This is a genomic window from Oceanobacillus sp. FSL W7-1293, from assembly GCF_037969815.1.
GTDB lineage: Bacteria > Bacillota > Bacilli > Bacillales > Amphibacillaceae > Oceanobacillus > Oceanobacillus oncorhynchi.
In genome coordinates this window covers 1,032,230-1,056,755 of sequence record NZ_CP150212.1, presented here as the reverse complement: position 1 = coordinate 1,056,755, position 24,526 = coordinate 1,032,230, and the positions used below count along the sequence as shown (strand labels likewise).

25 protein-coding genes are annotated in these 24,526 nt (G+C 40.6%); 13 read left to right on the top strand and 12 right to left on the bottom strand.

Features of this window, described 5'->3' with window-relative positions; translation table 11 throughout:
* Positions 1-171: 171 nt before the first annotated feature.
* The 4 genes from MKY65_RS05215 to MKY65_RS05200 form a co-directional block, all read right to left on the bottom strand.
* The gene (locus MKY65_RS05215) at positions 172-978 is read right to left on the bottom strand and encodes an alpha/beta fold hydrolase (protein ID WP_339182954.1); all 807 of its coding nucleotides are present in this window, start codon (positions 976-978) and stop codon (positions 172-174) included.
* 366 nt (positions 979-1,344) lie between these two features.
* The gene (locus MKY65_RS05210; RefSeq protein ID WP_339182952.1) at positions 1,345-1,902 is read right to left on the bottom strand and encodes a hypothetical protein; all 558 of its coding nucleotides are present in this window, start codon (positions 1,900-1,902) and stop codon (positions 1,345-1,347) included.
* A 274-nt stretch (positions 1,903-2,176) separates the two neighbouring features.
* Positions 2,177-2,611 carry a universal stress protein gene (locus MKY65_RS05205; protein ID WP_339182951.1) on the bottom strand — a complete coding sequence of 145 codons (435 nt, stop codon included), beginning with the start codon at positions 2,609-2,611 and terminating at the stop codon, positions 2,177-2,179.
* Between the two features lie 701 nt (positions 2,612-3,312).
* Positions 3,313-4,101, bottom strand: a complete 789-nt coding sequence (locus tag MKY65_RS05200; protein WP_339182950.1) for a histidinol-phosphatase HisJ family protein — start codon at positions 4,099-4,101, stop codon at positions 3,313-3,315.
* A 112-nt stretch (positions 4,102-4,213) separates the two neighbouring features.
* Between MKY65_RS05200 and hisZ the strand changes: the two genes are divergently transcribed.
* The 11 genes from hisZ to MKY65_RS05145 all read left to right on the top strand — a co-directional run bounded on the left by hisZ (position 4,214) and on the right by MKY65_RS05145 (position 14,168).
* Complete coding sequence (gene hisZ, locus MKY65_RS05195) at positions 4,214-5,425, top strand: ATP phosphoribosyltransferase regulatory subunit (protein WP_339182949.1); 1,212 nt, start codon at positions 4,214-4,216, stop codon at positions 5,423-5,425.
* On the top strand, positions 5,422-6,075 hold the full coding sequence (gene hisG / locus MKY65_RS05190; RefSeq protein ID WP_339182948.1) for an ATP phosphoribosyltransferase: 654 nt from the start codon (positions 5,422-5,424) through the stop codon (positions 6,073-6,075). The genes hisZ and hisG overlap by 4 nt, the downstream gene beginning before the upstream one ends.
* Positions 6,056-7,360, top strand: a complete 1,305-nt coding sequence (gene hisD / locus MKY65_RS05185) for a histidinol dehydrogenase (RefSeq protein ID WP_339182947.1) — start codon at positions 6,056-6,058, stop codon at positions 7,358-7,360. The genes hisG and hisD overlap by 20 nt, the downstream gene beginning before the upstream one ends.
* Positions 7,347-7,931, top strand: coding sequence for an imidazoleglycerol-phosphate dehydratase HisB (hisB, locus tag MKY65_RS05180; RefSeq protein ID WP_339182945.1), 585 nt, complete (start codon positions 7,347-7,349; stop codon positions 7,929-7,931). The genes hisD and hisB overlap by 14 nt, the downstream gene beginning before the upstream one ends.
* A gap of 23 nt (positions 7,932-7,954) precedes the next feature.
* Positions 7,955-8,560, top strand: a complete 606-nt coding sequence (hisH, locus tag MKY65_RS05175; protein WP_339182943.1) for an imidazole glycerol phosphate synthase subunit HisH — start codon at positions 7,955-7,957, stop codon at positions 8,558-8,560.
* On the top strand, positions 8,557-9,279 hold the full coding sequence (hisA, locus tag MKY65_RS05170) for a 1-(5-phosphoribosyl)-5-[(5-phosphoribosylamino)methylideneamino]imidazole-4-carboxamide isomerase (protein ID WP_339182942.1): 723 nt from the start codon (positions 8,557-8,559) through the stop codon (positions 9,277-9,279). Before hisH ends, hisA begins: the two co-directional genes overlap by 4 nt.
* Positions 9,269-10,030 carry an imidazole glycerol phosphate synthase subunit HisF gene (hisF, locus tag MKY65_RS05165; RefSeq protein ID WP_339182940.1) on the top strand — a complete coding sequence of 254 codons (762 nt, stop codon included), beginning with the start codon at positions 9,269-9,271 and terminating at the stop codon, positions 10,028-10,030. The genes hisA and hisF overlap by 11 nt, the downstream gene beginning before the upstream one ends.
* Complete coding sequence (gene hisIE / locus MKY65_RS05160) at positions 10,030-10,662, top strand: bifunctional phosphoribosyl-AMP cyclohydrolase/phosphoribosyl-ATP diphosphatase HisIE (RefSeq protein ID WP_339182938.1); 633 nt, start codon at positions 10,030-10,032, stop codon at positions 10,660-10,662. Before hisF ends, hisIE begins: the two co-directional genes overlap by 1 nt.
* Complete coding sequence (gene hisC / locus MKY65_RS05155; protein ID WP_339182936.1) at positions 10,655-11,716, top strand: histidinol-phosphate transaminase; 1,062 nt, start codon at positions 10,655-10,657, stop codon at positions 11,714-11,716. The genes hisIE and hisC overlap by 8 nt, the downstream gene beginning before the upstream one ends.
* A gap of 236 nt (positions 11,717-11,952) precedes the next feature.
* Positions 11,953-12,894: an agmatinase family protein gene (locus tag MKY65_RS05150; protein WP_339182934.1), complete on the top strand. Its 942-nt coding sequence runs from the start codon at positions 11,953-11,955 to the stop codon at positions 12,892-12,894.
* Between the two features lie 53 nt (positions 12,895-12,947).
* Positions 12,948-14,168 carry an Nramp family divalent metal transporter gene (locus MKY65_RS05145; RefSeq protein WP_339182932.1) on the top strand — a complete coding sequence of 407 codons (1,221 nt, stop codon included), beginning with the start codon at positions 12,948-12,950 and terminating at the stop codon, positions 14,166-14,168.
* A 184-nt stretch (positions 14,169-14,352) separates the two neighbouring features.
* Here MKY65_RS05145 and MKY65_RS05140 read toward each other — a convergent pair whose 3' ends face one another.
* The 7 genes from MKY65_RS05140 to MKY65_RS05110 all read right to left on the bottom strand — a co-directional run bounded on the left by MKY65_RS05140 (position 14,353) and on the right by MKY65_RS05110 (position 21,470).
* Positions 14,353-15,096 (bottom strand): SurA N-terminal domain-containing protein, encoded by a 744-nt coding sequence (locus MKY65_RS05140; RefSeq protein ID WP_339182930.1) that lies wholly within the window; start codon positions 15,094-15,096, stop codon positions 14,353-14,355.
* Between the two features lie 221 nt (positions 15,097-15,317).
* On the bottom strand, positions 15,318-16,343 hold the full coding sequence (locus tag MKY65_RS05135; protein WP_339185128.1) for an iron chelate uptake ABC transporter family permease subunit: 1,026 nt from the start codon (positions 16,341-16,343) through the stop codon (positions 15,318-15,320).
* A gap of 34 nt (positions 16,344-16,377) precedes the next feature.
* A complete protein-coding gene (locus MKY65_RS05130; RefSeq protein WP_339185127.1) occupies positions 16,378-17,367 on the bottom strand; it encodes an iron chelate uptake ABC transporter family permease subunit in 990 nt (329 codons plus the stop codon).
* A 44-nt stretch (positions 17,368-17,411) separates the two neighbouring features.
* Positions 17,412-18,455, bottom strand: coding sequence for a siderophore ABC transporter substrate-binding protein (locus MKY65_RS05125; RefSeq protein WP_339182929.1), 1,044 nt, complete (start codon positions 18,453-18,455; stop codon positions 17,412-17,414).
* 573 nt (positions 18,456-19,028) lie between these two features.
* Entirely contained in the window at positions 19,029-19,808 is a 780-nt protein-coding gene (locus MKY65_RS05120) for an ATP-binding cassette domain-containing protein (RefSeq protein WP_339182927.1), read from the bottom strand.
* A 419-nt stretch (positions 19,809-20,227) separates the two neighbouring features.
* Entirely contained in the window at positions 20,228-20,944 is a 717-nt protein-coding gene (locus MKY65_RS05115; RefSeq protein ID WP_339182925.1) for a DsbA family oxidoreductase, read from the bottom strand.
* A 73-nt stretch (positions 20,945-21,017) separates the two neighbouring features.
* Positions 21,018-21,470 (bottom strand): DUF2188 domain-containing protein, encoded by a 453-nt coding sequence (locus tag MKY65_RS05110; protein ID WP_339182924.1) that lies wholly within the window; start codon positions 21,468-21,470, stop codon positions 21,018-21,020.
* Between the two features lie 625 nt (positions 21,471-22,095).
* Here MKY65_RS05110 and MKY65_RS05105 point away from each other — a divergent pair.
* On the top strand, positions 22,096-22,275 hold the full coding sequence (locus MKY65_RS05105) for a hypothetical protein (protein WP_339182922.1): 180 nt from the start codon (positions 22,096-22,098) through the stop codon (positions 22,273-22,275).
* Between the two features lie 367 nt (positions 22,276-22,642).
* Here MKY65_RS05105 and fni read toward each other — a convergent pair whose 3' ends face one another.
* Positions 22,643-23,692, bottom strand: a complete 1,050-nt coding sequence (gene fni / locus MKY65_RS05100) for a type 2 isopentenyl-diphosphate Delta-isomerase (protein ID WP_339182920.1) — start codon at positions 23,690-23,692, stop codon at positions 22,643-22,645.
* A gap of 279 nt (positions 23,693-23,971) precedes the next feature.
* Between fni and MKY65_RS05095 the strand changes: the two genes are divergently transcribed.
* Entirely contained in the window at positions 23,972-24,514 is a 543-nt protein-coding gene (locus MKY65_RS05095; RefSeq protein ID WP_339182918.1) for an HD domain-containing protein, read from the top strand.
* Positions 24,515-24,526 lie beyond the last annotated feature (12 nt).

Here is a 24,526-nt window from a genome sequence, read left to right as displayed (position 1 = left end):
GCTATCATTCCTTTAATTTGTCAAAAGCTTTTATCTATTTGACCTTTATATTCTCATTCTTTTTCTGCTTTGTTAGAAACAGGCATTCAGCTTACTCCAGTTGGGCATTTCCGCATAACTGAAGTAAGATAATTTGATAAATCAATCCTATACCATTGTAGTTGATTCGCTTTAATCTTGCCACAAAAAGCTATGAATCAATTTATCAATTTGCATACTTTCGTGCAGGGCACTGTGTGTCAGCTGCGGGTCATCAATAATCGTTTCTTTGAAATTTTGCTCGGGTATCATACTCCTCAGCGCCTTCACACTCTCCGGGACTGCAACTGCGTCTCCTGTACTGGCAATGCTGTACACATCCACATCCGCCGGAAACATATTCTGCTGCAGTATATTTATCGCATGCGAATCGGGTTTCAAATCTTCTGCAGCTGCATCTTGATGAATTTCAAAATATCTTTCATTATAAATGCCATCAAATGGACTGCCGATGGCTACAAGTTTATTAACAGATGGATAGTCATTCCTTACATATTCCATCGTATATTTCACCGCCAGAATACCGCCCATAGAATGTCCGACCAGGTTAACTTCCTCCACCCGATAATTTTCCTTGAGATGAAGAAGCACTGCCGCAATCCATTCTGTACTTTCCTCAAAGCTTGCACGATTATCCTCTAAAACAATCTGTACAAACATGGGCGCATATCTTCCGTTATTTAAGTTATAATCGACAATATCTCCGTTCTCTGTCACATAGTAGATAAACCCTTTATTTCCCCATTGGTACGTATTTTCAAAACGGTCAAGCATATGACCAAATGAATTCTCCGTTCCTTTATAACCATGTATAAAAATCGTCGGTGCTCCAGTATACTCCTCTGCTTGCGTTTCATCGTTCTGGTAAAAATAAATACCTGTTGCAATGGCGCAGACAACCAGGAGACCCAGGACAATACCTGCAATCTTCTTTCTCATTTATTTCCCTCAATTTCTGTTGTAAATCTAAGTACGTCTCATGCTCTGAAGTACATAGCTATTATAACATCCTTCCTTTGCTGGAACACCTTTTCTTCTGCTTTATGTGTTTATTTTTTTACTGCATTAACATATTTTATTGTTATAAAATTAAAGTAGAAATTTTAAGAAAATAATGATTAAAAAATAAGCATCTGCTGGAAGCACTGTGTTCATTCCTCCTCCATGGCTATCTACAAAAAGAAAGCAAATAGAATCTGCTTTTTAAACAGCATTCTATTTGCTTTCAACCATTATTGAGCATCCGTTCATAGAAATATCCCGTCCGATAATCTATTTCTGCTTATAAGTATTTACATAATATGATTAATGATGATGGTCGTCATCTTCATGCTCATGATCGTGGCCATGATCATCTTCACTGCTATCTTCATGGTCATGACTCTCGCCTTCATGGTCGTCAATCGTAATTTCTGTAACAGGAGACTTGGCAACCGGATTATGATCATCATCGTAAAGAACCGCAAGAACTTCCTGTCCATCTACTTCTGCATCACCCATATAAGAATCCCCGTATTGATCTTCTGCCACCGCCCATTCCTCTTCAGCAGAATCACGTATGTACCAGTGCCAATGATCCAAGCCTTCCTCTTCTGTTACCGCCTCTAATTTAAAAACATCGCCTGTATGGTAATGGTCGGATAACCCTTCAATTTCGATATTTTCCGGCACATCATCGAAGGAAGCTGCTTCGTCACCATGAGCATGGTCGTGCCCCTCTTCTTCATGATTTCCTTCTGCATCTTCTTGACTGCCAGTTCCTTCTTCCTGATTATCTGCTTCCTCATTCCCGGATTGACAGCCGGCTATAAACAGGAAACTGATTAAGCCTAATATAATTCCTAATTGCCAAAACTTCTTCATAGAAACACTCCTTCCATTATACGTAATGATTACGTTTCGTAATGATTACGATTAAATTATACATAGATGCCTATTAATGGTCAAGAGATTTTTTAAGGTACTATTTCTTCATAGACATGAAAATATGCTGCCATACTATGCTGATCGAATGATATGATTGCTGCTGTCACTAATCGTTTGGGCAAAAATGGCCTGAGACCTGATTCAACTCTAAAAAAAAGTCTCAAGCTCTCATAACCAAATATCATGAGAGCTTGAGACTTTTTTTTATCCTTTATTTCACAACAAGTACTTTACACGCCGATTGATGAACAATCTGCGTACTGACGCTTCCAAGCAGAAATCTTCCTACTCCTCCAAGTCCGCGGCTTCCTAAAACAATTAAATCTATTTCCTTTTCTTTGGCATATTCAATCACTTTAGAACCTGGATTACGGAAAGAATAATCTATCAAAACTTCTGTTTCACATGCTATTCCATCCGCTTCCAACTCTTTATATATTTCATGGATGGCAGGACGTGCTTCCTCTGCCAAATCGTCCATAAATGCACGGGCAAGGGCTGCATTTACAGTCGGCCCGCCATTGGAAATAACGGTAACCACATGGACAACGGCGTCTTCTGCAAGCTTCACCTGCTCTTTCGCTTCTTCTACTGCTTTTTTACTAAGGTCGGATCCGTCATAAGCTACTAATATATTCATACTCATCCCTATTCCTCCCTATCTCGTATTGTCTTCCTATTATTATCGTAACACATTTCCTTTAAAACGTTTACAAATTCATAAAAGTGTTGAAAAAGCGTCATTAATTTACACAGTGTAACTGACTGTAAGAATCCCGCCTCATAAATGAAGAATGATGGTCTCTCTTTACGGAAATTCTAACAGTCAGCAACGACCAATTAATTCTACTATATAAATTGAAATTAATAGCTACCGCTACAACGGGTTTCATGGGGCGAGTAATCTTAGGCCCCAGAAAAACACTACGCTTTCCGTGGGCCCCGAGCTCAGCCTCCTTTAAAGAAGACTTGCTGATTGGCAAGCCGTCAGGCGCAGACAGAAGCAAAGTCGCACTTATGCCCCGCGGGTAGAAAAAAAGAAGTTCGCTTTTTTTCTGCGGGGTCTTCCCTCTGCGCTTTCCCACGACGGACAGGACGTCCTAGTGTCGGTCGTTGGTCACAGGACGTGACCGTTCTTAGCCGACCAGGAGTCTCCGTGTTTTTCTTCTGGGACTGGGACTGGGACTGCGGTTACTCGCCCCACCGAAAACCATTGCGGTTACTCGCCCCATCAAAAACCGTCGCTAGTTACTGTTTTCAATCATTATTTCGTCATTTTTATAAGAAAAATAAAGTGTAATTTCTTACTTCAATTTATATAGCAGCAAAATCCGCTGAATTGCATTTTTATTTTATAGAGTGATATTGGACCTCGTCTCCATTCATACTGCATATATAAGAAAAACCGCAATCTGTTAATATCTCTTTAGCTTCTTCAAAATGAGCGGCAATCTCTTCCGGACGGTGCGCATCAGAACCTAATGTGATAATCTCTCCGCCAAGCTTACGGTATAATCGCAATAAATTTTTACTTGGCAGCGGTGCATTCATGCCATATTTATAGCCGGATGTGTTTAATTCGATTCCCTTGCCTTCTGAAATAACCAGTTTTAATATTTCTTCCATTATATCCTGGGGCACATGTTCCCAGCCTCCAGATGCATATCTGCTGACTAAATCAAGATGACCTAAAATATGATAGTTTTTAAAATTTTTCAGGCATTCATAGTACTCTTCAAAATAAATACGATATGCTTCATCTACGGTTCTGTCTTCAAAAAATTCACCGGAATGCAAATCCTGTTTATTTGCCGAATGCATGGAACAAATAATAAATTCCGGCTCTAACTGATTAATAAAATCGGATGTCTCCTGTAGCACATGCGGCTGCACCCCTACCTCAATCCCTTTGCGGATTTGGATTCGATCCTGATATTTCTCCCGCAGCCCTTCTAATTTTTTTTGATAAGCTTCTTTATCGAAGCTAAACTCCCATTCCTTATCCGGATAATCCACATCTAAATGCTCTGTAAATGCAATTTCCTTCAACCCTTTGTTTATCGCTTCCTGAATCATCTCCTCCATCTCTGCATCGCAATCTGCCGAAAAGCTTGAGTGCATATGAAAATCATACATAAAAGTTATGCTCCTTTCATTGACTTTTTTTCTGAACATTACTATAATACTAAATAACTTTAATTAGATAAAGCATTAAATTGATAAAGCGTTGAATGCGAAGGAGAATTTTATGAGAAATAAACAACTGCTTCATACCATGTTTTACCCGAAACAATTTTCAAAAAAACGTCATGTTATCCGTACCTTAACCGACCGCTTTTCTAAATTTGGATATCAGCAGGTAGAGACGCCTGTTTTTGAAAATTATGATTTATATAACGATGTCCAAGGAACTGTCAATACAGCCGATATGCTGAAGCTGATTGACCCCTCTGGAAAAGTGCTCGTACTGCGGCCAGATGCAACCATCCCGATTGCCAGACATTATACCAATTTGCAGGAGGAAGTAGCAACCGGGCGTCTCTCCTATGTGCTGGATATTTTCCGTTCCACGACAGAAGAACGCTCCCGCACACAAGCAGGTGTAGAGCTGTTTGGAGAACGTACCCCGGAAGCAGATGCAGAGCTGATTGCATTAGCTGTAACAAGCTTAAAAGAATTAGAGATTCCTTCTTTTAAAATAGAAATCGGTCATGCTGCTTTTTATAAAGAATTATTACGTGAGGCTGACCTGGACGCCATGCAGCAGAAAGAACTGGATCAATACATCCAGTCGAAAAATATCTCGGAGATTGTTCCCTTTTTAAAAGACTTGGGGCTGGAGGCTGCCTTAATTGAAAAGCTTCGTAAAATTCCAATGCTATACGGAGATGCAAGCTTTGTTATCGATGAAGCGGAGAATATTATCTCGTCAGACAAGATGCGTGAAGAACTGGACTATGTATCAAGAGTGTACCAGCTTCTCCAGGATTATCAGGTGGATTCCTATATTTCGATTAATCTCGGCCTGATTAACCATATGAATTATTATTCCGGCATTATCTTTCAGGGCTTTGCGGAGGGGCTTGGCCAGCCCATCATGATGGGGGGACGCTATGATTATTTAACCCGCTCCTTTCATCAGGAAACGCCGGCAATCGGCTTTGCTTTTGAGGTTGATTTGCTTGTTAACCTGCTTCCCAGTGTCTTTACTGAAGCTGAAATCATCGAGCTTCGTTATGAAGTTTCTGAACGCCAGCGTGCTTTTCAGCTTGCAGAATCCCTCCGGGCAGCAAATCAGACAGTCATTGTAAAGACGATTGATAAAAAGGAGAATCGCTCTGATTCACCGGAGATACTCGTAAAATCTGAAGAGATAGTATATAGTAAACAAAAAGAAACAGCAGCGTTTAAGACAAATCAGGAATTACTAGATTGGTATTTTAGAAAGGAAGTTAAATGATGCAGCCAGTAACTATCGCTTTAGCTAAAGGCCGCCCTGCAAAGCAATCCATTGATTTATTAGAAGCAGCAGGAATCCATTTTGAAGGCTTTCATGAAAAAACCCGTAAGCTCGTTTTTTTTAATAAAGATAAGACGTTGCGATTAATCTTTTTAAAAGGGATGGATGTTCCGATTTATGTTGAAAAAGGCGCTGCGGATATCGGGATTGTCGGCAGAGATAATATTATTGAAACAGAAGCAGATGTTTATGAAATCCTTGATTTAGGGATTGGAAAATGTAAATTCTCTGTCGCCGGAAAAAAAGGAGTCTCCCTTCCGGAAAATCAGTCGTTAACGATTGGCACCAAATATCCGAATATTGCCAAGAACTTTTTTGACAAGCGTAATCAGACAATTGAGACCGTACATCTCAATGGCTCCGTTGAGCTGGCGCCATTAATTGGGCTTGCTGATTATATCGTTGACATTGTCGAGACTGGAAACACCCTGCATGAAAACGGGCTAGAGATATTAGCAGATATCGAGACCATCAGCACGAAGTTCATTGTGAATAAAGCAAGCTTTGTAACACGTTCAAAAGAAATTCAAGATGTACTAAAAAAATTGGAACAGGTTGTGAGTGAGAAAAATGCAAATTCTCCGTTATGAAACATATAAACAAAATGTAAAAAATACAGAAAAAGCAACACAGCTGGTGCAGCAAAATTTAGATGAGCAGGTTTTGGAAATTATCCGTGCTGTACAGGAACGCGGAGATGAAGCTGCCCTTGCATATACTAAAAAATTTGATAAAGCTGATTTATCCTCCTTGCTTGTTTCTGATGAGGAATGGAATATTGCCTTTGATAAAGTAAAATCTGAACAGCCAGCTCTCTTTCAAGCATTAACAGAAGCTGCGGAAAACATTCGCCAGTACCAGCGACGAACCAAAGAAGAAGGTTTTCAGTTCAGTCCGCAGCCCGGCATTCGTCTCGGCCAGAAAATTACACCGCTGGAGCGTGTCGGTGTTTACGTTCCTGGAGGAAAAGCAAGCTATCCTTCCACGGTATTAATGGATGTGATTCCAGCTGTCGTTGCCGGTGTCGAGCAGGTTGTGATTACAACCCCTCCCCGCCCCGACGGAACGATTGATCCTGTTGTTCTGACAGCAGCAAAAATCGCCGGTGCGGATCAGGTATTCAAAATCGGCGGAGCTCAGGCTGTTGCTGCTCTGGCCTATGGAACAGCGAGCCTTCCTAAAACAGACAAAATCGTTGGACCCGGGAATGCTTTTGTCGCCCGTGCGAAGAAATGGGTATTCGGCGATGTCGCTATTGATATGATTGCAGGACCAAGTGAAATCTGTGCCTTTGCTGATAATACCGTTCCTCCTTCCTACGTTGCTGCTGATTTATTATCCCAGGCAGAACATGCGGAGGATGCTGCCTCGATTTGTGTGACGACAGATGCTGCTTATGCAGAGAAAGTGCAAAAAGAGGTTGTGCGGCAAATCCCTTTACTGGAGCGTGCAGCTATTATCCGTGAATCGATTCAGACAAACGGAAAAATTATTATCTGCGAGGATGAAGCACAAGCAATCGAATTAATTAACACGATTGCTCCTGAACACCTGCAATTAATGGGGGAAAATGCGGAAGAACAAGTGGAGAAAATCAAGCATGCTGGAGCTATTTTCATCGGCCCGTATTCCAGCGAGCCTTTAGGTGACTATTTTGCCGGCCCTAACCATACGCTGCCGACAAATGGGACAGCGCGCTTTTCCTCCCCGCTCGGCGTGTATGACTTCATGAAAAAATCGAGCACCATTCATTATTCAAAGGAACGGCTGCTGGATTATGCTGATACCATTATTACCATTGCTGAAGCGGAAGGCTTAACCGGACACGCAAATGCAATTCGAATTCGAAAGGAGAACAACGATGCGTCAAGCTGAAAAAGAACGGCAAACCAAAGAAACGAATATCTCCCTTGCTCTTAATGTAGATGGAGAAGGTAAATCAGAATTAAAAACAGGGGTCGGCTTTTTAGATCATATGCTGACTCTCTTTACCAAACATGGCGGATTAGATTTACAGGTAGCATGTGATGGAGATTTAGAGGTAGACCAGCATCATACGGTAGAAGATATCGGTATTGTCCTTGGTCAGGCATTTAAGGAAGCATTAGGAACAAAGGAAAGCATTAAACGCTATGCAACAGCAACAACACCAATGGATGAATCGCTCTCTTCCATTTCCATCGATATCAGCGGCCGCTCCTTTTTAGTTTATCGTGTAGACGGGTTAAAGGACAAAGTCGGGAACTTCGATACCGAATTAGTGGAAGAATTTCTGATTGGCTTCACCAGCCATGCCAAAGTGACCCTTCATGTGGAAGTTTTATACGGAACCAACACTCATCATATGATTGAATCCATCTTCAAAGGATTGGGCAGAGCAATTCGTGAAGCGGTATCCATTGATCCGACGATAAAGGGTGTTCCTTCTACCAAAGGAAGCCTATAAGATTTTAAAAAGGAGGCTGGGGTATGATTGCCATTATTGATTACGGTGCAGGGAATATTAAAAGCCTGCAATTTGCATTAGATAAATTAGGGAAGACCTCTAAACTGACCATGGATCCAGAAGAAATCCATCAGGCGGATTCCATTATTCTTCCCGGTGTCGGAGCCTTCAAGGATGCGATGGAAGCATTACAGCGCTACAAATTAGATACGATTTTGAAAGAAGAAGCGGCAAATGGCAAGCCTATTTTAGGCATCTGTCTTGGAATGCAGCTTTTCTATGAATTCAGCGAAGAAAATGGCGGATGTACAGGACTTGGTCTTCTATCCGGTTCGGTAAAACGTATTTCAGATAAAGTCAAGGTTCCACATATGGGCTGGAATACGCTTCAATCTAATCAGCCTCAGAGCTTATTAAATCAGCTTGGCGAAAATCCTTATGTTTATTTCGTTCATTCCTATGCAATTGATGAACTGGAAGAAAAAACATTGGTCGCCAGTGCCGATTATGGCGGACGCGTACCAGCAATCGTGCAGGATAAAAATATAACAGGAATGCAATTTCACCCGGAAAAAAGCGGGGATATCGGTATTGCATTATTGAATAATTATGAGGAGATGATTTCATGATCATTTTTCCAGCAATTGATGTGAAAGATGGCAACTGTGTCCGCTTAAAGCAGGGCGATTATAACCAGCAGACAACCTATAATGACTCCCCGGTGGACACAGCAAAAAAATGGCAGGAAGCAGGCGGCGCCTTCCTCCACATGGTCGATTTAGACGGAGCCAAAACAGGAGATCCCCAAAATAAAGAAATTATCCTTAAAACCATTCAGGCATTATCCATTCCTGTTGAAGTCGGCGGCGGCATCCGCTCCCTGGACACGATCAGAGAGTATGTGGAAGGCGGAGCTGCCCGGGTTATTCTTGGAACCTCTGCAATCACTGATTGGGATATGCTAACCGAAGCAATTCAATTATATGGAGATAAAATCGCAGTTTCTCTCGACGCTCGGAATGGCTATATTGCGACAGATGGCTGGACAAAAAATAGCGATAAAAAAGCTGCTGACCTTGCGAAGGAATTAGAAGCAGCCGGCTTAACAACAATTGTATATACAGATATTTTAAAGGATGGCATGCTGCGCGGACCGAATCTGGAGGAGCTGCAAGCGATGCAGGAAGCAACCAATATGAATATTATTGCTTCCGGCGGAGTTTCCCGGAAAGAAGATGTCGCCAACCTTCAGGCTCTGGATCTTTACGGCGCGATTATCGGAAAAGCGCTGTATGATGGAAGCCTTCAGCTGGAAGACGTTGTAGAGGAGGACAATCATGCTCGCTAAACGCATTATCCCCTGCCTGGATGTAGATAAAGGCCGGGTCGTTAAAGGTAAGAAATTTCAGGATATCAAGGACGTTGCTAATCCTGTGGAATTGGCTGCACGTTATAACCGTGAAGGTGCAGATGAACTCGTTTTTTATGACATTACTGCCTCCAATGAAGAAAGGAACATTTTCCTGGATGTGGTTGAACAGGTTGCACGCGAAATCGCTATCCCTTTTATGGTCGGCGGCGGTATCCGTACCATCCAGGATATTCACAGTGTGCTTCATGCCGGTGCGGATAAAGTTTCGGTAAACAGTGCAGCTGTGCAGCGTCCAGAATTAATTAAGGAGTCCTCTGATAAGTTTGGCAGTCAATGTATCGTGCTCTCGATTGATGCCAAAAGAACAGCAGATGATGCGTTCCATGTATTTATTAACGGCGGAAGAAAGGATACCGGGATAGATGCAGTGGAATGGGCGAAACGCGGAGAAGCTCTCGGGGCAGGCGAGCTGGTTGTCAATGCCATGGATGCAGACGGTGAAAAAAATGGCTATCAAATCGAATTAACCAAAAAAATTGCAGATGCCGTCAATATCCCTGTGATTGCCAGTGGCGGCGCAGGTAAAATAGAGCATTTCTCAGAAGTCTTTGCAGAAGGTATCGATGCTGCACTTGCTGCATCTGTCTTTCATTACGAGGAGATTCCTATTCCGGAATTAAAAGAATATTTATCCTCACAAGGAATACCAATGAGGAGGAAAGCATAATGGAGATTTCAATTAAATACGATGAAAATGGACTCGTTCCGGCTATTATTCAGGATTACGCAACGGGAAAAGTATTGACTTTAGCTTATATGAACGAGGTTGCTTTAGTAAAAACATTAGAAACGGGTGAAACATGGTTCTATTCCCGCAGCCGCAAGGAGCTCTGGAATAAAGGGGAAACTTCCGGAAATAAGCAGATAGTCAAAAACATTTCAGTGGATTGTGATCAGGACGCTTTAGTTGTCCAGGTACAGCCGCTTGGCCCAGCCTGCCATAAAGGCACAACAACCTGCTTTGAGACAACCTTATCTGAAACAGAAAAACCGTTATTCTCTATCGTTAATGAGCTGACCGGCAAAATTAAAGACCGTAAAGAAAATCCGCAGGAAGGCGCTTATACAACGTACCTGTTTAATAAAGGATTAGATAAAATCCTTAAAAAAATCGGTGAAGAGTCGACGGAGGTCGTCATCGGTGCAAAAAACAATGATAAAGAAGAATTAACCAATGAGTTAGCTGATTTATTGTATCACTCCCTTGTTTTAATGGAGGAGCAAGGCGTAAGTTCCAAAGACATAAAAAAAATATTGAACGAACGCCATATTGAAAAAGAGGGACAGCACCGTGAGTAGATTTTGGAATCCTTTAATCGAACAGCTGGAACCTTATATTCCCGGGGAGCAATTAGATGACCCCTCCATTATTAAATTAAATACGAATGAAAATCCCTTTCCTCCTTCTCCAAATGTTATTGCAGCGATTGAGGAGGAGGCAAGGACGAAATTGCAGCTTTACCCGTCCCCTGCTGTCGATGATCTCAGGAAGGAAATAGGCAGCTGCTATGGATTAAAAAAAGAACAGGTTTTTATCGGCAATGGTTCCGATGAAGTGCTTGCGCTTAGTTTTATGACATTTTTTGAACCTGGAAAGGCTATTAAATACCCAGATATTACTTACAGTTTTTATCCCGTATATGCAAAGCTCTATCAGCTGGATGTGGAGGAGGTTGCTTTGGAGGATGATTTTACAATCTCTCCCCAATCGCTCTTCAACGCAGAAGGCGGCGTCATTTTCCCAAATCCGAATGCACCGACCAGCCTATATCTGGAGCTGGATGCGATTGAAGAAGTCTTAAAAAATAATCCGGATCACGTTGTGATTGTGGATGAAGCATATGTAGACTTCGCTGAAAGCTCCGCTGTTTCTCTGATAGACAGCTATCCGAATTTACTCGTTGTGCAAACCCTGTCTAAATCCCGGTCGCTTGCCGGTCTCCGTGTAGGTATGGCGATGGGGCATAAAGACTTGATTGACGGATTAACACGGGTGAAGGATTCGTTTAATTCCTATACCATTGACCGGTTAGCTATCGCCGGTGCCGTGCAAGCATTTCGGGATACCGCTTATTTTGAAAAAACACGGCAGGAAATTATTAAAACCAGAGAGTACTTTCGGCAGGAATTAGAGAAAAGAGACTTCCATGTCCTCCCTTCTCAAGCTAATTTTGTGCTTGCTTCTCCGGAAGGGATAGAAGCTGAGAAACTGTTTATGGAACTGAAGCAAGCCGGCTTCTTGATTCGCTATTTTAATAAACCGAGGTTAGAAAACTATTTGCGAATTTCCATTGGGACAAAGGAACAGATGACGAAGCTGTTACATGCTATAGACAGCATTACGGAAAAATAAGGTATTTATTTTAACCAAGAAGAATAGGTTCATAGAAAGCCGTTAGAGGAAATCCTCTAATGGCTTTTTATATAGCAAAAATTAAAGGTTTATATATTTTTCAGAAGTGTATATAAGAAATAAGGAATGTTTTTAAATCAGCCCTTATTCCAGGGGCTTGATAAACAATCTATTTTTCTATGATTGTTTTTAGAAATATCAGACCAAATGACTTCTATTCAAAAAGGAGAATGATAATGAGCACAAATATTTATGGGAATACACCGCCGCTGTTAGGAGCAAGAAATCTGACAAACCAAAAGAACCCTGATACCGATGTACTAATCTATGGCGTGCCTTGGGAAGGCGCTTGTACATGGGGAGATTATACGGGCTGTGAGCTTGGTCCAAAGCAAATCCGTTTATCCTCTGCCAGATACAGTACATACCTGCCGGAATTAGACCATATCAATGTAGAAGACCATCTAAGTTTAGGAGATGTCGGCGATGTCAGCATCGTTCCTCATGATGTGCCGGAAACCATGAATCGAATTGAGGACTTTGCAGAAAATCTGTGGAAAAGCGGAAAGTTTCTGGTCGGACTTGGCGGAGACCACGGTATTACTTATCCGATTGTAAAAGGTCTGACCAACACAGGCAAAAAAGTCGGTATTATTCACCTAGATTCCCATTATGATAATATGCCGCATCATGAAGGGGATAAGTTCGCCAGAAGCACCCCTTTTATGCGCTTATATGAAACGGAAGGTGTACGTAACGAAAGCTTGATTCATACAGGAATCAAAGGCCCACGTAATAAACCGGAAACAGGCAAGCATGCGAATGAAGCCGGCGCTGTAACGATAACCATCAATGACATCCGCGAGCAAAGTGATTTAAAGAAATATGCAAATGAAATCTATGAGATGGCTTCTAAGGACGTTGATGTGGTTTATTTGACGATTTGCAGTGATGTGCTTGACTTTGCTTTCAATCCGGGCGGACCAGTGGACGGAAATGGATTGACTTCCTATGAGCTTCTGACAATGATTTATGAATTTGCTAAACGCGGCCTTTGCGGGATGGATTTTGTAGAGGTCTATCCGCAGCAGGATTTCAATCAAAATTCAGCACATTTTGTATCGACAGCCGTGCTGTATGTATTGGCCGGTCATGTTCATGGCGGGCAAGCCAAGTAAGCAGGAAAAGGGAGCTTCCCCTTCCTGCTTATCATACAAAGGAGGCGTTTTACTTGGCGCAATCAAAATTAGTTGAGAAGCTCAAAATCATTGGACCGGGTGCTATCATTACGGCATCTTTTATCGGCCCCGGTACAGTAACTACTGCGACAAGAGCAGGGGCAGGATTTGGTTTTGCTTTGTTATGGGCAGTTATTTTCTCCATTATAGCGACGATTTTCCTGCAGGAAATGGTAGCCAGAATTGGAATTGTAACCAAACAAGGTTTAGGAGAAAACATTCGCGAATTATTCCAGAATCAAATTCTAAAATTCGCATCCGTATGGATTGTCCTTATTGCGGTTTGTGTAGGCTGTGCCGCATACATAAGCGGAGATTTATTAGGAACCTCTCTAGGTGTTTCTTACTTAACCGGCATCTCTGAAAATTATGTTGCGCCAATTATCGGAATTATTATTTTAATGCTCAATTTACTTGGCGGTTATAAATTTATTGAAAAAGTCATGATTTTTTTAATCGTTATTATGAGTATCACCTTTATTACCACGATGTTTGTCGCTGGACCTGACGTTCTCCGCGTTCTTGAGGGAGCATTTATTCCATCGATTCCAGACGGATCTATTCTGATGATTATTGCGTTAATCGGTACCACCGTTGTTCCCTATAACTTTTTTATCCATGCTTCTACAGTCAGTGAGAAATGGAACAATGTAAAGGATTTAAAAGCAGTAAGAACAGATACCATCCTTTCCATTACAGTGGGCGGGATTATTACCGCAGCAATATTAATTACAGCTGGCGCATTAATCCAAGGTACAGAGGTGACAAGCGTGGTCCAGCTTGCTTCCCCATTAGAGCCTCTGATGGGAGATTTAGCTCCAATATTTGTTAGTATCGGTCTCTTTGCTGCCGGTTTTTCATCTGCTATTGCTTCTCCTATGGGCGCTGCAGTGACAGTAAGCAGCTTTATGAGATGGGAAGGCGGATTTGCTAATAAGAAATATAAAACGGTCTTTAGTGTCGTCATCATTTTAGGAATTATCACTTCTGCAATTGGTTTTGAACCTCTAGAAGTATTGCTTGTCGCACAAGCATTAAATGGAATCATCCTGCCGCTTATTGCAATTTTCATCTTGGTTGTGGTTAACAGGAAAAACGCAATGGGGAAATATGTAAATCCATTGTGGTTAAATATTATCGGCGGTCTGGTTACTGCTGTTGTCTTCTTTCTCGGTACGTACAGTTTAGTAGATGCTATCAGCAGCTTTTTATAAAAAGAAGGAAGTGCTCCCCTATGGAGAAGCACTTCCTTTCCTTCTTTATTCATGAGATTTTTTCTTCTGTAAAAGTGTCATCCTGTCTGGTATTACGTAAACATTCGCCGAACCTTGCGATGCTTTTCAGAAATATTTCTCTCTGCTGCTTTCTAAAAATGAATTGCTTCGTCTTTATGAAGCTTTAAATTTGTTCTTCTATCTCTGCAGATTCTTTTAATTCATCTACTTTATTTGTATAAGCTTCCTGCTGTTTGTTCTGGATAACCATTTGTTCCACATCATCTCTGATTTCATCCAGGTCTTGCATTTCCTGGTCACCCATTTGTGCTGATAACTGATCATACATTTCCTGCACTTCTTCATCCGTTACTTCTGTATCTACTTCTTCTTCCATATATTGCTGTGTTGCTAAATCAAATCTGAGCTGTTGTGCAAATTGTTCTTCTGTTAAATTTAACTGCTCCAATGATTGTTGAAAGCCTTCTTCTCCGCCGCTTTCTTTAGCCGCATCTACTTCTTCTTGTACTTCTTCGTCGCTTACCTCAATACCGGCATCTTCTGCTTCTTGCATAATAAGCTCTTGTTCTACAAGATAATCAATGGTTTGATCCTGTACTGCTTCTAAATCTGAAACATCCTGACCGTATTGAGCAGACATTGATTTTACTAGAGAATAAGCTGCATTATATGCTGCTCCATTCACTTCTTCTCCATTTACAACAACGACTGGATCTTCTTCATCTAAAAATTCATCATCAGAGAATTCTACCGGATCCGGCTCTTGCGGTGCGGCTTGCTCTTCTCCCTGTTCTTGCTGCTCTTGTTCTTGTTCAGCGCCTTCTTGCTCGCCTTCGTTATCATCATTTCCGCATGCTGCTAGAAGCATGGTGATTATCATCAATATTGTTAGTGACAGTTTCTTCATTGAAACATCCCTCGCTTTTTTGATTTGTCATGTTCCATTCAATCATACATGCTTTCCCTGTTTCAAGTTTTCGAGCATTAATTTTTTTTACAGTTCTATAACAGTATGGCTGTATCTGGATTTCTTATTCTCTCAACAACTAAAATAAACAAGAGCAACGTAAAACGCTGCTCTTGTTTAAGCTGTTCCGAGAATATAAAAGTATGGATAAAATTAAACAATCATAACGTCTTCCTCTTTAAGATAATAATCAAAAATGTGACTCCACCAGCAATTTCAATAATAATTGAAACGACGCCCTGTGCATTAAATACATGGTTCATAATAAAATATGCGCCAGTTAATACCAAGAAACCAATAGCAAGAGCCATAGGAAAAATATATCTGTGATCATACGTCTGTGCTAATTGATAACTTAACGTTGCTACCAAAAAACCAAAGAAAGTAAGCGGTCCAACTAAAGCCGTTGAGATGGACATTAAAATAGAAACTAATACAAGAACATAAATGATACTAAATTTATGATTCAATCCTAAAGAACTAGAAATCTCTTTTCCGAGCGATAATACATTCAATCGCTTAGAATACGCAAGAAGAAGGAATGCTACGATAATTACAATCGGAATCGCAATCGGAAAATATGCTGCGTCCGCATTATTAACAGATCCAAACAGCTTTGCCTGTAAAATATCAAACTCGGAAGGCGCAAGCAGTTTTCTCATAAACGTTGACAAAGACCTTAGCCCCGTTCCAATAATGATACCAACTAAAAGCATAAGTTGTAAATTTCCATACTTTCCGGAAAGTAACCACCCATACAGTATCAAACACATCGCGACCATAATAGCTACTTGAAATAAAAAAGATCCAGTACCCATGTAACCTATAAATGCCGTGGTACCGAAGAAAAACATGGTACTCGTATGTATTGTAGAGTAAAGTGCTTCAAATCCTAAAAGCGAAGGAGTGATCACCCGATTATTCGTAATCGATTGGAATGCAACGGTCGCCAGACTCTGACAAACTGCAGCAATAATCATGGAAACAATAGCTACCATTCTTCTTTTAGCAACCGGGATAAAGGAAGGAGAGTCTATTGGAACCGGATTATTATAAACTAAAAGTCCATACGAAGAAAGAAGGCCCAAAGCAATCAGTGTTATCAATAGTATCCAATAACGTCTTTCCTCCTTTTTAGAACGAAAAGCTTTAGATGGTTTATCATTTTTAGGAAGGCTAGAATCCATTTTGACATTTTTTTCATTAGTATATTCCAATTCGTTATCCTAGCCTCCTTCTTCTTAATAAAATAACAATAAATACAACTGCGCCCACCGTTCCAAGTATCAAAGAAACAGGTACTTCAAATGGCATGATAACGGTTCGGGATATGATATCAGCGGCGGTTAGGGCCGCCATTCCAGACACACATACCCACGGCAGGTTACTTCTTAAATCATCGCCTCTAAACATGGAAACAATATTTGGTACAATCAAACCTAAAAACGGTAAGTTTCCAATAACAGCGGCAACAATTCCAACTGCAACAGCAATAAGAGCCGTACCAATAAGAACAATTGTATTATAACTTACTCCAAGGCTTTTTGTAACATCCTCCCCTAATCCAGCTAGTGTCAGCCTATTAGCATAGATGAAAATCAGAAAAGTAACTACAACAATCAGCCATAAATATTCATATCTTCCAACCTGAATTGATGCAAAAGAACCTACAAACCAGGTTTCAACACTTTGTGACATTTGAAAAACGAGCCCGACAAACGTGGAAACTGCTGAAATAACCGCTCCAAGCATGATTCCAATAATCGGGACAATTAAAGACGAACGAAGTTTAACTCTTCTTAAAAACAAAAAGAAAACCATCGTTCCTATAAAGGAAAAAATGATTGCTCCAGTCATTCTTTCAACTAAAGATGGTGCGGGAATTAATAAATAAACGATAACCAATCCCAAGCCTGCCCATTCAATCGTTCCTGTTGTGGTAGGTTCAACTAAGCGATTCTGTGTAATAAGCTGCATGACGAGTCCAGACATTGCCATCGCAGCCCCAGTAAGCATGAGTGCAGCTGTCCTTGGGATACGGGTAATGAAAAACATCTCCATTCCATCTTCGCGTCCCCGTATGTCATAAACTCCGACAGACATGGAAATAACACCTAAAATAATAACAATGAGAATTGCTAATATAAAAGGCTTCGTCCATATTTTTTGATGATTAGAATGCAGGGGCTGAGAGTTCCCAGCCCCAAACATTTTTTGTTTTGTATTTTTAAGCACTATAGTTATACCCCTCTAAATTACTCTGCTAAAGTTTCTGCAAGATCTTCAAATAATTTAGTAAATGTTTGTATGGATTCATTTGTATACGTGTCTGCCGGCGCATAAACGATTTGTTCTTCAGAAACAGCTTTTGTGTTTTGAAGAGCAGGTGCGTTATCGATTACATCTTGAGCAGGACTTGCTTCCTCTTCAGACGATACAGCAGCATCACGGTCCATGACGAAAAGCCAATCAGGATCTGTTTCTGCAATAGCTTCAACAGAAACATCATCACCTTGGTGGTCTGCAGAAGCTTGGTCAATTTCTAACGCTGGTGTCCAATCGAAAATATCATATAATGGTCCCCAAACACGACCGGAATGAGGAGCTGCAAAATTAATATCTCCTCCAGATACTATAACACTCATGATTGTATCTGTCCCGTTATAAGCTGATTTAGCATCTTCGATGGATTGTTCAAAATCAGCTATTAATTGTTCAGCTTCTTCATTTTTATCAAAAATTTGTCCAAGAGAGGTTGTAATATCTTTAAATCCGTTCTCTAAATTTTCTCCAGGTGTATCAGCTTCCTCAGAAACATCAAAATTAAGATCAATAACTGCTGCATCTGGCACTAATTCTTTTATATCTTCATAAAATCCTCCAAATCTTTGGCCCACAATAACAAGATCAGGATCTGCAGCTGCGATAAGTTCAAGATTTGGTTCACGATGGTTTCCTATATTTTCAATGGATTCATCACTTGCATAAGGTATATCCTCAGGTATTAAATCTCTTGGAGCAGCAGCTAATTCAACTCCCCAATCAGATAATGTTTCAAAAGTTCTATTATCTAAAGCTACCACGTTCTCTGGATTTACTGGAACTTCAACGGTTCCATGAGCATCCGTAATTTCAACCGTTGCATCTTCAGAAGAACCCTCCGTTTCAGCAGACTCATTTCCTTTGTCATCGGCCTCTTCGTTTTCACTGCCTGAATCGGAGCAAGCAGCCAATACCAAAGCAAAAATTGCGAATATTGCTATAATAAATGTTGACTTAAAAAAGTTTGATTTTCTCATTTCTCCTACCTCTTCCCCTATGTATATTTTTTTGATGAGCAGACTATTGGATTGATTAAATCAATACCCGCATTATATTTTGCGCTTGATTTAAAAAATAATTCCTGTTTTACTATAGTGCATTGCTATAATCTAATACATTGATAATGATAATCAATCTCAATTAGCTTGTTTAAAGTATATCAAATAAAAAAACATTGTCAACTGTATTTTTTAATCTTATCTCTTGTACAATTATCACCAATTAAAAATTCCATTATTCTCGTTTTATTCTCAACTGCAGTTGCGATAACCCAGATGAGAATAGTTACTTAAACAATGGAAAGAAACCGCTTTAACACGGTTTTCATGAAAATGTATGACTATTTGGTTGAAAACGATGTTACACATCATCGGCATGCGTACTCCTGACGAAAGAAGCACGCATGGACCAAATCAATCGTTTTCAAGCAGCCGCTACCTGCTCAAGTCAGGTTATCATAGCAAAGATATATTCATTGAGAAAGCATAAGGTTTGGACATTTCTAAGAAAGCAATTATCGGATAAACCCATCATATATAGGATTCAAACATCTAGCTGCTTTTACTTATATGTGAGTCAAAGTATACACAAAAACGACAGCCGTTTTGCATATGGACTGGAATATGCATATCATAGATTTCGTTTAATGCCTCTGAATTAATGATTTCATGTGTTGGACCGTTTTTTACCAGACGCCCGTCTTTTAAAGCTACAATCTGGTCTGAATAAACCGAAGCAAAGTTAATATCATGCAATACAATCACAACTGTTTTCCCCAGCTCATCGACAAGCTTGCGTAATATTTTCATAATCTGTACAGAATGCTTCATATCCAAATTATTCAACGGCTCATCCAATAAAATATATTCCGTGTCTTGGGCAATAACCATGGAGATAAACGCACGCTGCTTCTGACCGCCAGACAGCTCATCTAAGAATTTATGCTGAATATCTGTTAAATTCAAATATTCAATGGCTTGATCAACAATCCGATTATCCTCTTCATTTAAACGGCCTTTCGAATAAGGATAACGGCCAAACGATACTAATTGGCGAATCGTCAGTTTCACTGTGAAAAAATTCGCTTGTCTTAAAATGGCAATGCGCTTCGCAAATTCATTTGATTTCATATTCTTTACATTGTTTTGATCCAGTAATACATCTCCTGTATCTGCATCAAGCAAACGGCTTACCATGGAAAGCAGCGTTGATTTCCCTGCACCGTTCGGTCCGATAAACGATGTAATTTTATTAGGCTGAATTTGAACCGATATATCATTTACAATAGATTTATTCCCATATTTCTTTGTCAATCCTTTAATATCAATCATGTCATCGCCCTACTTTCTTTAAGTAATTAAATAATAAATGGAATTATGTGGAAAAAGGATAGCTAATGTAATTAAGTGTAAAGCTTCATTAAATATAAGGCATTTCACCAAAAATATATTAACCTTTCTTATCCTGAAATTTTACTCAAACTAATCTAGATAATAATTATTATCAAGTTCTAATTGTTCTAAATAATAATGATATTCATTATCAATTAGATAACAATACCTAGTATATCAAATTTTCAGCCATCGTCAATGGCTGATTTATGTAAATATGGCGATAAACAAAAAAACTGCCGGGAACGACAGTTTTTTTGTTTATTCTGTTCAATTTTTCGTCAAATTTATTGATAATAATATGGTCAATCAGGGTACTCCCATTCATTTACAGGTTTATATGGAATAGATTACCACATTTATTTATTCTCACAACCATCACCTGTACAATAGGAGGTTTTATTCTCATTTGGGTTCAATGATTGCAAAACAGGCGCTTCCTGTTCTTCTTGCCATACCTTTTCAAGTACCTGTGTAAAAGCTGCTTCAGGCTGTGCACCGGACACGGCATATTTTTCATTAAAAACAAAGAAAGGAACGCCCTGGACACCAAGCTGCTTTGCCAAATCTATATCTTCATTGACTTTATTACGGAATTTACAGCTGTCCAATACATTTTCAACAGTCTCTCTCTCCAAACCCACTTCTTCCGCTAACTGAATTAGTGTCTTTTTATCACTCAACTGTTCGGAATCAGTAAAATAGGCTTGAAAAAAACGTTCTGTCAGTTCCGCTTCCTTTCCATTCTCGGCAGCTAATTTAGCAACTCGATGCGCGTCAAATGTATTCCCGTATTTCATCGTATCAAAGCGGTAGGTCAAGCCTACTTCTGCTGCCTGCTCCGCTACCTGTTTATTCATTTCATATACTTGCTCTAAAGGCATTCCCTTCAGCTCAGAAAAAGTTTCTGCGAAGTTCTTTCCCGGAAGATGCTGTGCATCCGGATCAAGCTGGTAGCTTCTAAACTGAACTGCTACTTGTTCACGATGTGTGAATTTCTCCAAGGCATGTTCAAACCGGCGTTTTCCGATATAACAAAAAGGACATACAAAATCAGACCAAATTTCAACTTTCATTTATGTTCACCTCAATTTCCTCACTTATTTTAGCATAAGGAAACCTGGGAACAAAGTAATCTGCATTCCTTCTTTAGTCATATTTGCGAGTCTCTTCAACCGTCCCATCTGCACGATAAACCATCAGGGAGGTTCCTTTATTTTTAGCAATGTCTTTCGCTCTTTTCACCGCTTCCTCTTTTGTATCAAATCGTTCACTTGCCTGACTGGAACCGGAAGAGCCGACAGCCCATCCTTCTTCCTGCTTATAGACTTCCTCTCCCTCCTCCAGCCGCTCTGGATTATTTGTTTTTTCTTTTCCTTCCTTTGAGCGCTGGGTCGGTTTTCCGCTTTTTTCATAGCTTTGAATTTCTTCTTTATCCGCGTTCTTATACCATTCTTTAGCCTGCTCCGTAGCTATCGGAATTGCCCTGTCCTCCTTATAGCCATCATCCAGCATGGAATTTGCGATATCAATGGCCTTTTTACGGACAGGTTTTTCTAGGTTTTTCATTGAGCTTGGATAATCATTCATTGTCCAAACCATTAAAATGCCTCCTTTTTTCCGTAGTGTAAGTAGCTGTAAGGTTCACTTTATAAGGAGTTTTCCCTTTTCAAAACACATCAAACATCTTTATAGCCGATTTTTCTTCTAAAACGTCACTTGGCCTTTAAGCATCGGTGTTCTTGCCGGAGATATGTCCGCTGCGAAGGTTTTCGGTGGGGCGAGTAACCGCAGCAATGTTGTCAGGTTAATGCGACCGCTGCGGCGGACCGTTTTGCTTTCCTAGGGGCACGCTCTTCAGCTAACTTTTGCCAAGAAGAACACTTGGCAAAAGTGGATCTTCAGATGGTGCTGATCCCTCAGGAGTCAAAACGGTCCGCCTCCGCTAGTAAGATATTCTATACGTGAAAAACAACTCAACAAACAGAAGTTTGATCCGATAGATCATATTTTTCATGCTGTATGGTAAAATGTTCCGCCAAGATTACTTTCTGTGCATCGAAGCGATTCCCTGTATTTCATATCCATACTGTCATGATTGGGTTGTTCAGACGAAAGCTGCTATTTCCTTCAGCTCATTAAAATTTTATTTCTTTCATTCGCTGTAGAATCCTATCAGAGCGCAGGCCAACCACGCAGACTCCTAAGTGGTTTGCAGGCTAAACCCGTGACTCCTGCACTTGCACGTCCTGGGACTGCGATTACTCGTCCCATCGAAAACATTTGTACGTCGGAAAGCGGAGTGGTTGGCCGGAGCGGAGCTATGCACCATCATCAATTCCAAAAAGGCCGGATATTTCACCAAAATGCAAGCATGGTAATGAAGAACATGTTCATCTTGGAATAGCAAGATATATTTGCTTATTCTTAGGTGCGAAAGTTGAGTATTTAAGGAAATTCATTAACCTGACAACATTGGTAATCGCAGTCCCAGTCCCAGGGTGAAGATCCAACAGGTAAAAAGTGAATTTCTTTTTTTACCCGCGGGGCATAAGTGTGACTTTAGCTCTGTCTGCGCCTCTCGGCTTGCCAATCGCTAAGTCTTCTTTTCACCCGCGGGGCATAAGTGCGACTTTAGCTCTGTCTGCGCCTCTCGGCTTGCCAATCGCTAAGTCTTCTTTAAAGGAGATGAACTCTGGGGTCACGGGAAGCGAGGTATATTTCCGGGACCTAAAATAAGGCGTGGAATTCTCCACGCCTTTTTGCTCGCAAATTTATGCATCTAACAGCGATTTTCCATTAATGGATACACGCTTTGTATTTTTTAGTTCATTTAAATCGACTGCGCCAACGCCAAACATCGTCATCTTCAGCTCTAATTCCAATTGTTCCATTGTCTGAACAACGGCTTCTGCTGATTCTGTGGCTGCCTGGAGCAGATGCCTTGCATACCCGATAATATCTGCACCAATCGTGATGGCTTTCGCAGCATCTACGCCTGTTTTCATGCCGCCGCTGGCAACTAAAGGCGCATCAGGAAGCTGGCTGCGTACTGTGACCAGACAATCCTTGGTTGGATTTCCCCAGTTATTAAATGCCTCCGCAGCTGCCCGCTTTAATGGGTCTTTCGAGCGCAGCTTTTCCACCTGGCTCCAGGATGTTCCGCCCGCTCCAGCAACATCAATATAAGAGATGCCGGCATCATACAATCTTTTGGCTGCTTCCCCGTCAATGCCGAATCCTACTTCCTTTACTCCTACTGGCGCTTCCACCTGTTTACAAACCTGTTCAATTTTTGGCAGTAAATCTTTGAAATTCAAATCACCGCCGTCCTGCACAGCTTCCTGCAATGAATTTAAATGGAGTACGATGGAATCAGCCTCTGTCTTATCAATAATACGCTGGCATTCCTCTGCTCCATAGCCATAATTTAATTGGACAGCACCAATGTTTACGATTAATGGCACAGTTGGCGCCTGTCTGCGAATAAGGAAAGAATCCTTATGCTGCTCACTTTCTAAAAATGCTCTTGTCGAACCAATTGCCAGTGCCCAGCCTTTTTGCTCTGCCGCTATAGCCAAATTTTGGTTGATCGTGGTCGCCAGTTCGGATCCGCCAGTCATGGAACTGACTAGAAATGGCGCCTGCAGTGCTTTGCCTAAAAATGATGTTTCCAATGAAATATCAGCAAAATCAATTTCCGGCAAAGCATTATGAAGAAAGTGAATGCCTTCCAGTCCTGTAGATTTATTTACACCCTCTACGTCTCCTTCCAGACAAAGGCGGATATGTTCTGTTTTACGTTGGTTAATTCCTTTTTCCATGAATGTCCCTCGCTTATCTCAAATTATCAAACTATTTTTGCAGAGAGTAATGACATTTTCAATCATTCATCCTCTGCTTTTAAAATAAATATAAGTATGATTTTTTAATTTCCTTCGTTATCGTTACATCTAGTGTACTTGTTTCCTGCAATAATTGAAAGGCAAATGATGCTGTTTCAAAAGTTCATGTCCATTTGTCTTTCAATAAGAAAAAATTCAGTTGACACTTGTATTTTCTGTTATAATAGGACTACTTAGTTACGTTTTTAGGAGGACATAATGAAAAGAGATAATGCAAAAGCTTTTGCCGCAAAAGCGCATCAAGGGCAAGCACGTAAAAATTCAAATGAACCGTACATAACCCATCCTGTTCGTGTTGCAGAACGTTTAGAAAAAGAAGGCTGTTCTGATGATTTAATCAGCGCCGGATACTTGCATGATGTTGTTGAGGATACCAATGTCAGCATCGAGGACATTGAGCATCAGTTCGGAAAAGAAATTGCTGACCTTGTTGCTTCTCATACGGAAGATAAATCAAAGTCATGGTGGGACAGAAAAAAAGCGACAGTAGAACATTTAAAAGATGCTCCAAAGGAAGTGAAATATCTGATTATTGCGGATAAATTAGATAATCTCTTAGAACTGGAGAAAGAGCATCAACAGCTGGGCGACGCTATTTGGAAGAATTTCAATGCCGGCTATAATCAGCAAAAATGGTACAACGAGGCAATCGCAGAAAAAATGTATGCTCACTTATCTCCTGATGAGATTCCTTCTTATTTTAAAGAGTTTGAACAGGCTGTTAAACGTTTTTTCAAATGATAAAGGAAACAC

Bases quoted from the DNA above. Each gene is read 5' to 3' on its own strand.
- MKY65_RS05150 (WP_339182934.1), top strand. From the start codon at position 11,953: ATGAGCACAAATATTTATGGGAATACACCGCCGCTGTTAGGAGCAAGA.
- MKY65_RS05200 (WP_339182950.1), bottom strand. From the start codon at position 4,101: ATGTATGATTTTCATATGCACTCAAGCTTTTCGGCAGATTGCGATGCA.
- hisH (WP_339182943.1), top strand. From the start codon at position 7,955: ATGATTGCCATTATTGATTACGGTGCAGGGAATATTAAAAGCCTGCAA.
- MKY65_RS05095 (WP_339182918.1), top strand. From the start codon at position 23,972: ATGAAAAGAGATAATGCAAAAGCTTTTGCCGCAAAAGCGCATCAAGGG.
- MKY65_RS05210 (WP_339182952.1), bottom strand. From the start codon at position 1,902: ATGAAGAAGTTTTGGCAATTAGGAATTATATTAGGCTTAATCAGTTTC.
- MKY65_RS05205 (WP_339182951.1), bottom strand. From the start codon at position 2,611: ATGAGTATGAATATATTAGTAGCTTATGACGGATCCGACCTTAGTAAA.
- hisG (WP_339182948.1), top strand. From the start codon at position 5,422: ATGATGCAGCCAGTAACTATCGCTTTAGCTAAAGGCCGCCCTGCAAAG.
- MKY65_RS05120 (WP_339182927.1), bottom strand. From the start codon at position 19,808: ATGATTGATATTAAAGGATTGACAAAGAAATATGGGAATAAATCTATT.
- fni (WP_339182920.1), bottom strand. From the start codon at position 23,692: ATGGAAAAAGGAATTAACCAACGTAAAACAGAACATATCCGCCTTTGT.
- MKY65_RS05135 (WP_339185128.1), bottom strand. From the start codon at position 16,343: ATGGATTCTAGCCTTCCTAAAAATGATAAACCATCTAAAGCTTTTCGT.
- hisB (WP_339182945.1), top strand. From the start codon at position 7,347: ATGCGTCAAGCTGAAAAAGAACGGCAAACCAAAGAAACGAATATCTCC.
- hisD (WP_339182947.1), top strand. From the start codon at position 6,056: ATGCAAATTCTCCGTTATGAAACATATAAACAAAATGTAAAAAATACA.
- hisA (WP_339182942.1), top strand. From the start codon at position 8,557: ATGATCATTTTTCCAGCAATTGATGTGAAAGATGGCAACTGTGTCCGC.
- hisZ (WP_339182949.1), top strand. From the start codon at position 4,214: ATGAGAAATAAACAACTGCTTCATACCATGTTTTACCCGAAACAATTT.
- MKY65_RS05115 (WP_339182925.1), bottom strand. From the start codon at position 20,944: ATGAAAGTTGAAATTTGGTCTGATTTTGTATGTCCTTTTTGTTATATC.
- MKY65_RS05125 (WP_339182929.1), bottom strand. From the start codon at position 18,455: ATGAGAAAATCAAACTTTTTTAAGTCAACATTTATTATAGCAATATTC.
- MKY65_RS05110 (WP_339182924.1), bottom strand. From the start codon at position 21,470: ATGGTTTGGACAATGAATGATTATCCAAGCTCAATGAAAAACCTAGAA.
- hisIE (WP_339182938.1), top strand. From the start codon at position 10,030: ATGGAGATTTCAATTAAATACGATGAAAATGGACTCGTTCCGGCTATT.
- MKY65_RS05140 (WP_339182930.1), bottom strand. From the start codon at position 15,096: ATGAAGAAACTGTCACTAACAATATTGATGATAATCACCATGCTTCTA.
- MKY65_RS05215 (WP_339182954.1), bottom strand. From the start codon at position 978: ATGAGAAAGAAGATTGCAGGTATTGTCCTGGGTCTCCTGGTTGTCTGC.
- hisF (WP_339182940.1), top strand. From the start codon at position 9,269: ATGCTCGCTAAACGCATTATCCCCTGCCTGGATGTAGATAAAGGCCGG.
- MKY65_RS05130 (WP_339185127.1), bottom strand. From the start codon at position 17,367: ATGTTTGGGGCTGGGAACTCTCAGCCCCTGCATTCTAATCATCAAAAA.